This is a genomic window from Chitinophaga solisilvae, assembly GCF_009928525.1.
Taxonomy (GTDB): Bacteria; Bacteroidota; Bacteroidia; order Chitinophagales; family Chitinophagaceae; genus Chitinophaga; species Chitinophaga solisilvae.
The window spans coordinates 553,674-567,723 of sequence record NZ_JAABOK010000004.1 but is presented as its reverse complement, the minus strand read 5'-3'; the positions used below and the strand labels follow the sequence as shown (position 1 = coordinate 567,723).

General features: G+C 51.5%; 7 protein-coding genes. 3 read left to right on the top strand and 4 right to left on the bottom strand.

What is annotated here, in order from left to right; translation table 11 throughout:
• Window positions 1–17 precede the first annotated feature (17 nt).
• Entirely contained in the window at window positions 18–1,082 is a 1,065-nt protein-coding gene (locus GWG06_RS10680) for an NADH:flavin oxidoreductase/NADH oxidase (RefSeq protein ID WP_160713158.1), read from the bottom strand.
• Window positions 1,083–1,427: 345 nt separating this feature from the next.
• Here GWG06_RS10680 and GWG06_RS10675 point away from each other — a divergent pair, with 345 nt between their 5' ends.
• The 3 genes from GWG06_RS10675 to GWG06_RS10665 are packed head-to-tail and all read left to right on the top strand — an operon-like array spanning window position 1,428 to window position 8,291.
• Window positions 1,428–6,341, top strand: coding sequence for a PKD domain-containing protein (locus GWG06_RS10675; protein ID WP_160713156.1), 4,914 nt, complete (start codon window positions 1,428–1,430; stop codon window positions 6,339–6,341).
• Window positions 6,338–7,549 carry a hypothetical protein gene (locus GWG06_RS10670; RefSeq protein WP_160713154.1) on the top strand — a complete coding sequence of 404 codons (1,212 nt, stop codon included), beginning with the start codon at window positions 6,338–6,340 and terminating at the stop codon, window positions 7,547–7,549. The genes GWG06_RS10675 and GWG06_RS10670 overlap by 4 nt, the downstream gene beginning before the upstream one ends.
• Window positions 7,527–8,291, top strand: a complete 765-nt coding sequence (locus GWG06_RS10665) for a phytanoyl-CoA dioxygenase family protein (protein ID WP_235938268.1) — start codon at window positions 7,527–7,529, stop codon at window positions 8,289–8,291. Before GWG06_RS10670 ends, GWG06_RS10665 begins: the two co-directional genes overlap by 23 nt.
• Here the strand turns inward: GWG06_RS10665 and GWG06_RS10660 are convergent.
• The 3 genes from GWG06_RS10660 to GWG06_RS10650 all read right to left on the bottom strand — a co-directional run bounded on the left by GWG06_RS10660 (window position 8,286) and on the right by GWG06_RS10650 (window position 14,041).
• On the bottom strand, window positions 8,286–9,506 hold the full coding sequence (locus GWG06_RS10660) for an MFS transporter (protein WP_127037407.1): 1,221 nt from the start codon (window positions 9,504–9,506) through the stop codon (window positions 8,286–8,288). The two genes, GWG06_RS10665 and GWG06_RS10660, sit on opposite strands and share 6 nt — an antisense overlap.
• Complete coding sequence (locus GWG06_RS10655; protein WP_160713150.1) at window positions 9,506–12,118, bottom strand: glycoside hydrolase family 2 protein; 2,613 nt, start codon at window positions 12,116–12,118, stop codon at window positions 9,506–9,508. Before GWG06_RS10655 ends, GWG06_RS10660 begins: the two co-directional genes overlap by 1 nt.
• A 120-nt stretch (window positions 12,119–12,238) precedes the next feature.
• On the bottom strand, window positions 12,239–14,041 hold the full coding sequence (locus GWG06_RS10650) for a RagB/SusD family nutrient uptake outer membrane protein (RefSeq protein ID WP_235938265.1): 1,803 nt from the start codon (window positions 14,039–14,041) through the stop codon (window positions 12,239–12,241).
• Window positions 14,042–14,050 lie beyond the last annotated feature (9 nt).

Below are 14,050 nucleotides of genomic sequence, written 5' to 3'. Positions count from 1 at the left end.
ATAAAATAACTAAATGACTACATTTTTGCCCGTTGGTATTGTGCGGGCCATGCTATATCTGTTTGCAGCCGGTGAGCAGCGTGGAGGGGGAAGTAGGGGTCGCGGAGGAGTTCCCGGGCCATGAGCACAAGGTCCGCGCGGCCTGCCGCGATAATGGATTCCGCTTCTTCAGCGGTAGTAATCAGCCCTACTGCTCCGGTGGCGATACCGGATTCCTTCTTTATTTTTTCAGCAAAATGGGTCTGGTACAACGGTCCGACAGGGATTTTCTGATGTGCAACAAGCCCTCCGGAAGAGCAGTCGATCAGGTCTACGCCCTTATCTTTCAGGATAGTGGCAAGTTGTACGGATTCTTCCGGATTCCATCCGCCTTCTGCCCAGTCGGTAGCCGAAATACGGACCAGCAAAGGATTTTCAGCGGGCCATACGGCGCGTACCGCTTCAGTTGTTTCCAGCAGCAGCCGTATACGGTTTTCAAACGGACCTCCGTACTGGTCTGTACGCTGGTTGGTGAGCGGCGATAAAAAACTATGCAGCAGATAGCCGTGGGCGGCATGTATCTCCACCACTTTAAATCCGGCACGGACGGCGCGTTCTGTTGCCGCCTTAAAATCGGCGGTTACTTTACGTATGCCCGCTTCCGTTAGCTCCTGCGGTACCGGGTATTTTTCATTGAACGGAACAGTTCCAGGCCCAACTACTTCCCAGCCGCCATTACCGGGGCTTACCATACCATTGCCTTCCCATGGCCGCAGGGTACTGGCCTTACGGCCTGCGTGCGCAAGTTGTATACCTGCCACAGCGCCCTGTTCTGCGATGAACTGCGTAATGCGCTGTAACATGGGGATATGCTCTTCTTTCCATATGCCGAGATCCTGCGGTGAAATACGACCTTCCGGAGATACCGCTGCGGCCTCCGTCAGCACCAGCCCGGCCCCGCCTACTGCCCTGCTGCCCAGGTGCACCAGGTGCCAGTCATTCGCAAAGCCATCTTCCGAAGAATATTCACACATGGGCGATACCGCTATACGGTTACGCAAAACCACCGACCTGAGCTGGTAAGGATTAAACAAATGAGACATAAGCACGATTGATTATTGGGTTCATGTTAACTTCCTGCCAAATTACGTAAATCCTGTTAACCTGCGAGCACGGTATCCTTGCAGGGATATCGACGTATAGGGTTTACCGTGAGTTACCTTCAGGATAAACTACCCGCTGCAGCTGGCTCTTCATTAACCAGTCATTAACACAGGCAATACAAGAATATTTGAAAGTCGTTGTGCCGTTATAATCTGCATTTTATGAAATCCGGAAAGCTGCGACTGCGGCCTCACTGCCTGCTCTTCCCGGCTGCCAGGGCTTCACACAGCTGTATAATTCAAAAAACCGGCGTAATTTGGAGTTCTATATACCAAGCAACTACGATGTATCTGTCTATCCCTACCGGACGCAAATTTGTTATCTCAGTAATTTTTCTGTGCAGCATTATTCTACCGGCTTCCGTACTGGCTCAGCTGAAAGCCGATTTCAGCTTCAAAGGCAACAATCCGTGTGAATCAGCCGTCGTTCAGTTTACGGATCTTTCCACCGGCACCCCCACTTCCTGGTTATGGGATTTCGGTAACGGCTATACGTCTACCGCCAAAAATCCTGCTACCACCTACTATGCAAAAGATTATCCGGCAGGCAAACGCACCTTTACCGTAAAGCTGACCATAAAAGATGCGTCCGGTACGTCTAATGTTGTCACCAAAGATATTACACCGGTATATCCCAAGCCCAAAGTGGATTTCAGCATTTCTTCCTCCAAAGGGTGTATTCCGTTTGAACCTGCTTTTACCTATAATCCTGATAAGGATCCCCTGGCCCAGCCGGCTGCCAGCTTTACCTGGGACTTCGGAGACGGCAGTGTTACCAGCGGGGGCAGTACCATCAGCCATATGTATGACCGCCTGCCCGGCGTATATCCGGTAACGTTAACCGTTACTGACGTACAGGGCTGCACCAGCTATAAAACCATTAACGATATGGCAGATGTAGCCGGCAGACTCACTGCCAGCTTCAATGTACCGGAAAAAATGCTCTGCCGGGAACCAGTGGATGTATTCTTTACCAATACTTCCAGCGGCCCCGGAACCCTGAAGTATAAATGGGAATTCGATGACGGCACCACCTCTGCCCTGAAAGACCCCGGCAAATATCATATCACTGCCAAAGGTACCCACAGCATATCATTAACGGTAACGAATGAACGAAACTGCAAGGCTACCCATACCGTGAGCGATATTAATGTGGCCAACTACAAAACTGACTTTACAGCGCCGGCACTGATATGTACCAACAGCAACATTACTATCACGCCCAGCTACTACCCGCAGCTTTCCAATTATGATGTGACCTGGGAGGTTAATGGCCAGTACTACTGGTCTGGTTCATCTGCACTGTATCTGACGCCCAATACCGCAGGCCCCATGAAAGTAAAGCTGACAGCCCGCTATGGCGCCTGTCAGGATGTGGTGGAAAAAACGCTGACGGTAAATGAATCACCTTCGGTAAATCTTGACTACGACCGCAAACCATTCTGTCAGGTACCGGTAACCCTGGACTTTAAAGCAGACAGCAAAAATGCAGATAAATGGCAGTGGAGTTTCGGTGATGGCAGCAGCTCTGCAGAACAAAATCCTAAACATACCTTTAGCACGCAAGGCTCTTTCCATGTCAATGTCACTGCTACCAACAAAAGCGGGTGCAGCAGCAGAGCGGACGGATATGTATATGTCAGCAACACCACCGTTGAAGCCTACTCCAATAACACCGACGGCTGCGAGGGCCTCAAGGCTAACTATTACGCCTATGTGAGTTCCAACAGCAACGATGAAATAAAAAAATATACCTGGAATTTCGGTGACGGCACACCTGCTTCCAATGAAGCCAGTCCGCAGCACGAATACAGCAAGGCCGGCGTATACCGCGCCACACTCACCTACGAAACAAAGAACGGCTGTACCGGCGTGGTGAACTGTACTAATTCCATTTCCGTCTATAAAAAACCTACGCCGGAATTCACCTCTCCCGATGCGCCGACAGTATGCGGTAACTCCGGTACACGGTTCATCGATCAGTCAGACATTGGTAACCGCTGGGAATGGCAGACCGGCGACGGCAGGGGCGGCTCCGGGAAAAACTATACGCACAGCTACCTGGAACCAGGCACTTACGATATAACGCTGACGGTTTACAACCACAGCTGCTCCAATACCATTACCAAAAAAGCGTACATCACAACCGTAAATCCGTTTCCGCGATTCTACCAGAATAGCATTGACTGCGACAACCGTACTACGCTCAGCTTTACAGAAGCCTCCCTCGGCGCTACCAGCTGGACATGGAGCTGGGGAGACGGCAAAAGCGATACTTCCTACACCACACGCAGTAACCCGATCAAACATATTTACGATAAATCCGGTGTTTATACCGTAAAGCTCACCACCTCCGATGGTAGGTGCACCACCTTTGAAACCATGTCTGTCAGGGTAATTGCACCATCGCCGCTCACCATCACCGCCAATAAAACCGTTATGTGCAGCACCGATCAGGTGACCGCCACCCTTACACAGTATGACCGCTCCATACTCGACCGCTACCAATGGTATGCTAACGGCGAACCCAAAGACTGGTGGTATAATTACAATACCTCCTTCACCTACCCTGTCATGGCGCCGGGAAAAGTGGATCTGCAGTTTTATGGCGTCAATCTGCAGGGCTGTATCGATAAAAGTAATATCATACCGGTAACGGTACGCGGGCCTGTTGCCAATTACAACATGCCGTCCTTTGTAGGCTGCCGCGACCGCGAAGTAACATTTACAGACGCTTCTGACCTCACCTACAGCAGTGGTATTCAGAAATGGGAATGGGAATACGGCGATGACAGTTTCAAGGAAACCTTTACCAGTCCGCCGTTTAAACATACCTACCTGGCTGCCGGAGCAGCCATAAGGCCACGGATGAAGATAACGGACAAAGACGGATGTACCAGCGTATATGACGCCAAAACCCTGCAGGTAAACGGTCCTATTGCCATGTTCTATCCTGATAATGATATTGTGGCGCCGGGCAGTACCGTGTATTTCTACGATCAGTCGCAGGGCGTTGGCGCGGATATTATCTCCTGGCAGTGGGATTTCGGTGATGGCAGTACTTCTGCAGAAAGAAATCCGAATCATACCTACCCCAACAAGGGACTGTATACCATTACCCTCCGGGTTAAGGACAGCGACGGCTGCGAACACGAAACCACCCGGAAAGTAAAGGTATCCCGTGTGGGAGCAGGTTTCAAGTATACCTACAGTTTTGTCAACGGAGGTAAATGTGCGCCGGTGGTATATTATTTCCAGAATACCTCCATCAACTACGCTACCTGCTTCTGGGATTTCGGCGATGGCAGCACTTCTACCCTTGCCTTCCCTTCTCATATCTATGCAGAATCCGGCCGTTACAAAGTAATACTCAAAGTAAAAGGAGATGCTGATACGGAAGATGAAACCGAAGAGTTTATCATTGTCAGCGGTCCTTATGCAGAAATCAGCGCCAGCGCAGAAGGCGGCTGCCTCGAAAAGGAAATCACCTTTAAAGCCAGAGTAAAAAATGCGGTGAGTTTCACCTGGGATTTTACGGACGGTGTGGTAGAACAGACGCCCAACCTGGAGATCAGCCACAAATTCATTGTACCGGGCATCTACAAGCCCAGGCTCATCATGCAGGATGAAACAGGTTGTAAAGGCAGCGCGTTCCTTGATAATCCCATCGTTATCGATAAGCTGGATATCAAGCTGCCACATGATCCTGCGTTTATCTGTTCAGCAGGTGACCTCACCTTTGCGCCGGAGTTCAACAGCTACTCCATCGATGAGCTGAAGAAGCCCGGCGCCTATGCCTGGACATATGACCCCTCCCTGACGCCGAAAGATCCGACGCCGGTGAAGCCCGTTTTTCACCTGGATAAAACCGGGAAATATGATTTCAGCCTGCATGTAAAAACAGTATACGGCTGTGAAAAAACAGCCACTGCTACCGTCAACGTATACCCGACACCGGTAGTTACCATTACCGCGCCGGACAAAGCCTGTATCCGGGAATTAATCAATATAGCCGGCAAGGTAACGGAGTCCGCAGATGTTACCTGGAAGTGGGATCTGGGGAACGGACAGCAATCAACCCTTGCCGATCCGGGTCAGCAGCAGTATATCCGGGAAGGAGAAACACGTATAACCGTTTCCGTTATGAGTAAAGACGGATGCGGCGCCAGTGCAGAACATCCGCTGCTGGTGCAGCCATTGCCGGTTATCAATGCCAGCACACCGGTAGAATTTATCTGCCTGAACAACAGTACCACCTTTACAGCCGGCGGCGGAGGTACGTATGAATGGATGCCTGCGGCAGGACTGGATAATCCTTTCAGCGCTACGCCGGTAGCAAGTCCGGCGGCGACTACCAGCTACCAGGTAAAAGTGACCGCACCGAATGGCTGCGTTGATTACAATACCATAAAACTGCGTGTGGTACAGCCTTTCAAGATAGGCAGCACACCGGATACCTCGTTATGCCTGGGTGATAAATTACCGCTGCGTGCGTGGGGTACCGACTTTTACAAATGGGAAGGCGCCGGGCTGAACAATCCGGATAAGGCATCTCCCATTGCTACTATCACCCAAACAGGCAGTTATACCTATAAAGTAACCGGGAAAGACAGAGACGGTTGCTTCTCCGATGAAGCCACCGTGCAGGTGCGCGTAAATCCTACTCCTACCGTACAGGCCGGCCCTGACCGGGAAATCATGGCAGGCGTTCCGCTGTATCTTACTGCCAGCGGCACCAATGATGTACTCCGCTGGAGATGGACGCCCGCAGCAGGAATTGACTGCCCTTACTGCGCTACCATCCAGGTGACGCCTAACCTCAGTACCACCTATACCCTCGCAGGCGAGAACAGGTATGGCTGCATCGGGAAAGACGATATTACCGTGCATGTGCTCTGCCGGCAGAGCGCTATTTTCCTGCCCAATGCCTTCACGCCCAATCAGGACGGACAGAACGACTTTTTCTATCCGAAAGGTAAGGGCGTGAAAGAAGTAGCCTTTCTGCAGGTGTATGACAGATGGGGCACGCTGGTATTTGAAAAGCAACGCTTTCAGATAAATACGCCGGGCGCAGGCTGGAACGGGCGCTTGTCCAACGGCCATTTTGCGCCGGCAGGAACTTATATCTATTTCATTCAGACGATCTGTGAGAGCGGAGAAGTGTTTTCATTCAAAGGTAATTTAACCCTTATCCGATGAAGATCATAAAGACTTTCATCTTCCGTTTTCTGGCCGTTTATTTCTTCATCTTTGCGGTGCAGACCATGTTTACACCAGGTGGCCTGTTACCTGATTATTTCTGGGATAAGCCGGTAACGCTGGCGGGTAAGCTGCTCATTGACAGGGATTATTTTATCTCAGAAAGTACGATCCGGTATGGTGATACCTCCTACAACTATCTGTTGGTTTTCTGTCTGCTGGTGATAGCATTTACAGCAACCCTGATATGGCAGATAGCAGACAAGCGCAGAAAAAATGATGACAGGCCGGCCTTCCTTTTCATGGAGTTGCTCCGCTATGGCCTTGCCTCCTGCATGTTTACCTATGGTATTATCAAGGTGATGGGAACGCAGTTCGGCGCAACTTCCTTTTCCGGACTGGATCAGCGTTTCGGCGAAAAATCGCCGATGGAGGTGCTGTGGTCTTTCATGGGTTACTCCTACGCCTATACGGCATTTACAGGCATACTGGAGATACTTTCAGGCGCACTGCTGCTGTTCAGGCGCACAAAAATAGCAGGTGCGCTGCTGTCGATAGGGCTTACCGCCAATATTGCCATGATGAACCTTACCTACGATATACCAGTGAAAATATTATCCATACATCTGTTCCTGATATCGTGGTTTATACTTATTCCGGACAGCCGCAGGCTGCTGAATTTCTTCTTCCTGAACCAACCGGTTTCTCCGTCCCCTCCGCCGCCATTATTCATAGATACATGGCCCCGTATGATACGTATCACAATGACCTGTCTGCCTTTTATTCTTGTCATCTCTCTGCAGGCCCGTAAGACCTTCATCACCTGTAAGGTCCGGCAGACGCAGGCGCCGGGGCCCATTGCCGGTGGTTATGAGGTGATATACATGTCGCCTGTAGGCATCGTTACCTGGAATGATCTCTACATAAATAGCATCAGCTATGCGGTTATCAGGGATATTCAGGGAGATAAAACGCACTTCCGGCTGAAAACGGATACAATCCGGAATGAACTAAGTATGATTAACATTCGCAGCAATCTGTCAGATATGGAATTTCATTATGCCCGGCCACAAAATGATGAATTGGTGCTCACTGGTAAAGTAGATAATAAAAATGCCACCATACGACTGAAGAGAAAAAATTCAGCACAGTACAGACTTAACAACTACAAATTCCGGTGGGTAAATGAATATGCGGATCAACAGTGAAGATGTATATTTGGAGAGAATAACGGAAGATACCATGGATTTAACCGCACATAGCGCCGCGCTGGCTTCACAGGGATATACGGTGATAGAAGATGTATTTGACGAAGCAGCGGTAGCAGCAATAATTGATGCTATCGGGCAGGCAGACAGCTCCCACCCTGCTTTTCGTAAAACGCAGGATCTGTTTGCGATACGGCAGTTCCTGAGAGTGGTGCCCGGCGTACAGGTGCAGGTATTCACGCCCGCCCTGCTGCATATTATCCATGCCTTATTTGGTCCTGATTATTTTCCGGTGAAGTCCATCTATTTTGATAAGCCGGGGCAATCCAACTGGTTTGTAGCCTGGCATCAGGATCTGACCATTTCCGTTGACAAGCGTATTCAGCTGGAAGGCTTTGGTCCGTGGACAGTGAAGCATAACCAGTACGCTGTGCAGCCGCCGTTGGATATACTGGAGCACAATTACACCATCCGTATACACCTGGATGATACCAACGAAAAAAACGGTGCGCTGAAAGTGATTCCCGGTTCTCATCTGCGTGGCGTACAACGTCCGGAGCTGCTGGATCTGCAGGCAACGCCGGAAGTCAGCTGCCCTGTTAAAAAAGGGGGCATCATGATCATGCGTCCGTTGCTGCTGCATGCCTCTTCCCGCAGTACCGGCGGTAGCAACCGGCGGGTAGTGCATATTGAATTCACTGACCGCCGGTTACCGGAAGGACTGCAATGGTCCGAATTATAAGGAGATTGTTTTGTTGGTGATGACAGGTTTTGCCCAGAAGCCGATCAGCCCGATGTAAATCATCGTCAGATACAGAAAACACATACCGGTACGCAGCCCCCAGTGATCTCCCAGCCAGCCGATAATCAAAGGCAGGATCGCCCCGCCAATGATACCGGTGACAAGGATCCCTGAAAAAGAGCCATGATGCTCTGTTACAGAGTTTAGGGCGAGTGAAAAAATAATCGGATACATCACAGAAGCAAAGAAGCCCACCATCGGGAAAGCCAGCAGCGCTACGGATCCTTTGCCAAACAGTGCCAGCGAAAAACTGATGATGGCCAGCAACGTGAAGCCTGTCAGCACTTTGCGGCTGTCCAGTAATTTCAGTAGCAGTAATCCCAACACACCGCCTGCCGTCATCAGTCCCCAGAACCAGGCCACTGCATTGGCCCCGGTGGTTTGCGGATCGTAATGGTGATAGGTGTACAGGAACTGGGAAATCCAGTTGGCAATGCCCTGCTCTGTGCCCACATAGCAAAAGAGGGCAAAGAAATACAATACTACCACCGGTTTGCGCAGCAGGTCCAGGTGCGTTTTAACCGGACCTGCCACTTCTTCCGCAGTCAGTTCCACTTTGGGGAATTTTGAGAGAAAAATGATCAGCACCATCAGCAGGCAGATCACGGTAAATAGCCAGTAAAGGGATATCCAGGGCAGACCAGGCGGCGTCAGCGCCGCCAATTGCGGCAAAGTGCCGTTATGAATATTTACTACCAGGTACGAATACACGAGCGGGCTCACAAAAGAGGCCAGTCCGAATATCAGCTGCGCCAGCACGGAATTGAAGGCATAATGCTCTTCTCCGCCGGAGGTGCGCAGCAGCGGATTAATTACCACCTGCAGCATCGCCATCCCGCAGCCTATCAGGAACAGGGACAGTATCGCCGTGAGGTAGTTGGGAAACAACGCCAGCAGCAGCGATCCGCAGAAGGCCACCAGGAAGGCCGCTATCATGATTTTCTTCTCCTTGTATTTTTCAATCAGCATACCGGCAGGTATAGACATGACGCCGTATGCGATGAAGAAGGCGAACGGCAGCAGCGCTACCATGGAGAGACTCAGCCGGAAACCATGGATGATATCCGGTACCAGCGGCCCTGTTACATTCGTGAGAAAAGAGATCACGAAGAAGGTGAGCATAATCAGCCCGACGATATAATAGTTACGTTTCATTATTGTGTAATTGGCGTGATGTTCCATCCGCTGAGCGATACTGCCGGCGGCTGTTGCTCCAGATTTTTCGTATAGCAGTACCCGTTAACCGTGATGCTTTCTCCCGGCAGCAATGTAAAGTCATTGTCTTCCCAGAATACCGGTACAATGGCAGCGCCGCTGTTTTTCCCGCGCAGGTCCAAATGTATCATCAGGGCGGGCTGGCTGCCGGTGTTCTTCAGTGTAACGCGGGCGAGGGTAGTATCGCCGCGGCGGGAGAACTGCGTCCGCATATCCGGCTTCACCAAAGGCAGCTGCTGCAGCTGCTTCAGATCGGCATAGGTTTGCTGTGGTGTGATATACCAGTTTGTTTTAGCGGTATCCAGTGCATCCGGTGTAGCAGAGAGCACATAAAAATTCCGGCTTACCGGCTGCTGTTTTGATTTCAGCTTCAGATCGAGGTACCACTGCGTACCTGGCGGCATGGCCGGGAGTGCCGGTAAACGGACAGCATCCTGCGCCGGCAGGTTGTTTACTATGGTATCCAGCTGCCAGACCGTTTTCAGGTTTGTATCCAGTACGCGGATCAGTGCCTGTAGCGGAGGCGCGGTTACGCCGGTATTATTGACCACATCTACCTGATGGCTGCCGTAATTGTAGGAAATGTGCAGCGGCTCTCCTGCTTTACGGGCGCCATAGAAGGCCGCTGTGGGCAGCAGATAATAATCATACAGCTGCCACCACAGCTTGGGCCAGGAGGAGTTATACATCCATTGGATGATGCCGGTAGCACGCGGACGGTTGGCCATAAAGGCTTCCATCATGGCGCGCATGCCTTCGTAGTTGAGGTATTGTGCTTTGCGCAGGTAATCATGCAGACTTACGTATCCGCCTAAACGATTTACCATGGCATTGTTGTAATTATCCAGGTTGTTGAATTCCCCGCGGGCAGCATGATACATCCAGGAGCTGCTGAAGGGCCATAGCGAATCTTCCGGAATCATTTTCTTCAGGCTTTCCAGGTAGGGCACTTCAGGACCGGGGCCTGTTTCCGTATTGAAACCAAAGGCGCCGCCGTTCTTATCATCCACATACCAGTAAACCGGGGGCACGTAATCGTAGGGACCACGCATTTTAACTGCAGCAGGTCCGGATACTTCGCTGGTGTTATCGTGCGCGGAGCTGAGTGCGGGGCGGGTAGGATCGTATTCCGCCAATATGCTTTCGTAGCGGCGTTCCAGCTCAGGCAGCGGCAATTTATCACTGCCATATACCCAGGCAAAAACGGAAGGGTGGTTACGTAACCATACGATCTGATCTTTCCAGGACTGTGCTACCACCTCCTGTTGTTCCGCCGTTTGAATACCGCCAAAATCGCCTGCCGGTGCACCGAAATAGTTATCCCATTCCCATTGTGCGCTCCAGCCGGCCATTATCAGCAGACCTTTCTGATCGCAGAGATCATAGAGATGATGATTGCTGCCCCAGAAGCCTTCCATGCGGATGGTGTTGAGGTTCATATGCACGGCATATTCGATGCCGGCGCGTTCATATTCCGGCGTAGCGTTGAGCAGCATGGGATCTGTCCAGCCACCGCCGCGTATCAGCAGCTTACGGCCATTGAGCCGGTAGCCGCGGTGTCCGTCTTCATTGATGTAATCTGATACTGTACGGATACCGAAACGCAGCTGACGTGTATCCGTGAGCGTTGTACCTGCTGTAAACTGCAGCTGCAGCTGGTAAAGTTCCGGCTTGCCGAGGTCGCGGGTCCACCATACGCGGGGATTATCAATATTCAGTTGCGGGTATTCCTTTGGGGAGAACACAATTTTCTGCGCGCTGTGCGGCGGCAGCGATACTTTCCGGGAGATGAGGATATTGCTGCCAATCCGGCCCTGCAGCGTACCTTCCACGGAATTGCCGGAGTGGTTCGTTAGCAGGGTGCTCACGTTAACGGATGCACGCTTTAAAGTAACGGTGTCGAGGGTTGTCTGCACGAAAGGTTGAGTAAGGGCAACAGGCCCCGTCAGCAGTACATGCACATCGCGCCAGATGCCCATGTTATGATCGGGCGGCGCCGGGTTCCAGTCCACGAAACCCAGCGTGGGTTCGCCTTTGCCGGGAGCGGTTACTTTTACTGCCAGTACGTTTACGCCTTTGCGTACTATATGGCTGACATCAAACCGGAAGCGGCGGAAACCGCCGCGGATGGTATCGGCAGCCGCGATCTGCTGACCGTTCAGCCAGATGTCTGCACGGTAGTTGATACCGTTGAACAGCAGCTGTACTACCTGTCCGGCTGCGGGCTGCGGCAGATCAAAAGTAGTGCGGTGCCACCAGGGTGCGTTGAAGCGGTCGCCGGGGATCTTCTCCATGTTTTTGTCGAAGAACACATCTTTGTACACTTTATTCTCCACCAGGGCAGACATAACTGTGCCAGGTACGATGGCAGGGTACCAGCCGGCAGCATTGTATCCGGCTGAGGAGACGAGTTTTCCGTCTTCCGCCGCGACTGCAGAAGACTGTATTTTCCAGGAGCGGTCCAGGACCTTATCGGCTACCGTCCAGCGTTGCTGGGCTTTTGCGGGCAATGCGCATGCCATTAACAAAGCCAGGTAATAGCTGTGTTTCATGTGAATGATTTAAATACGGGTGAAAGCCGCCGTGAAAAAGCGCAAAGCAGTTCGCGGCAAAGTTTTGTAATGCATTCATCCTCTGCTACAAAACTGCCCTGCGCTTTCCGGCGTAATATATTAGTAGCCTGTATTCTGTGTCAATACAGACTTTCCGTTCTTCACGCTCAGATCGATCTGGCGTTGCGGTATCGGGTAATAGTTATTGCGGGGGGCGAAGTTGCCGCCGGTGATATCGGAAGCAATCTGCACTTCAAATCTGAAATACTTGTTCAGTTCTGTCTGTGCAATGCCCCAGCGTACCAGGTCGAAAAAGCGGTGTCCTTCCATGGCCAGTTCCAGCTTACGTTCAAACCGTATTGCCTTCATGGTGAAATCCTTTCCGGTGAACATACTGAGCGGATAGGGGCTGACGCGGTAATTGGCAGCGGGTGTGCCGGTAGTGCCGCCCATGGGATCTTCCGGATCTATATATGTTTTTACAAAGCCGGCAGGGTTGCCTGCGCGGGTACGTACCCGGTTGATATATTCGCCTGCTTTGGCGTAGTTGCCCAGGTTGGCCTGGCATTCTGCCGCCATCAGCAATACGTCTGCAAAACGGATCAGTACATAGTTGATAGCATTACCAGGGGCCCAGCCGTTACCATCGTAATATTTATCCTGGTTCACCTGCATGTATACATTTTTCAGGGCAGAGTAAGGGCCGGCGGAGTTCTGGTTACGGATCCAGTCTCTACCCGGATGCAGGCCCCAATCCAGGAAAGGAATACCGCGGCGGCCTACGGTCCAGTCGAGCCGCGGATCCAGGAATCCCTCATCCGGCGTAAATGGCTGATCTGAACTTTTGCCGAGGTCGCTGACAACGCCATGGTCGTTATAATCGTCAAGGTATGGTAATCCGGTAGCGCTGGTACGGAATGAATTCACGAGGTCCTGGGATGGCTGATAGAAGCCGCAGCAGCTGAAAGGCCCGTTGTAGGGATAGTTCAGCATCTGGCCCTGGTTGGCATTTCCGGTACCGCCGGAACCGTCGTTGGCGCTGTATTGTATGGAAAATACCGCTTCCTTGTTATTCTCTGTAAAGGCATCGAAATTATCATGGAAATTTTCCATGAGATCGAAATGAAGCCCTTTGCCGGTAACGCCGTTATTGATAACATTTTCCAGGATGGGCGCCGCTTCCGCATATTTTTTCTGATACAGATATGTTTTAGCGAGATAAGCTGCTGCTGCCCATTTGTTGGCCCGGCCTATTTCGCCTTTTGCCTCGGACAGGTTATCCATTGCGAATTTAAAATCCGCTTCGATCATCGGCCATACGTCTTTGTCGTTCGGTATTTTAAAATCATCTACATGCAGGTTTTTATAATCTGCTGCATTTTCATCTGCCCAGGGCACCTTGTCGAACATCTTTTTCAGGTCGCTGTAGTAGTGTGCGCGCAGGAAGCGGGCTTCGCCGGCCACCTGTTTCCTTTCATCCGGCGTCATGTCCTGTACGTTGGCCAGCACATGCAGGGTGAAGTTACAGCGGCGGATACCTTCGAAGTTCACGCGCCATTTATCGTTGAAGAAGCTGTTGGATGCGTTGGCCTGGAAGGTGACGATCTGCAGTGCCGCTGCGACGTCGCCGGGATCGCTGCCTTTGTGCGCATCGCCGCCGGCCACGCTGCCGTAGATCCAGTTGTCCGGAGACACGCCATAGCCGCTGCCGCCTGCCAGATCCGTCATGTTACCGTCGTTAAAGTCCTGGCCGTCCAGTGCGCCGTAAGCGCCTATCAGCAGGGTGTTCACTCCTTTTTTATTGGTCAGCGCCTCTTCCTGCAGGGAAGATTGCGGTGCGCGTTCGAGGAAACCTTTACTGCATCCTGCCGCTGCGATAGTCAGGATGGCAGCGCCCAGCACTATATGAGAAATCGATTTCATAGTCATACA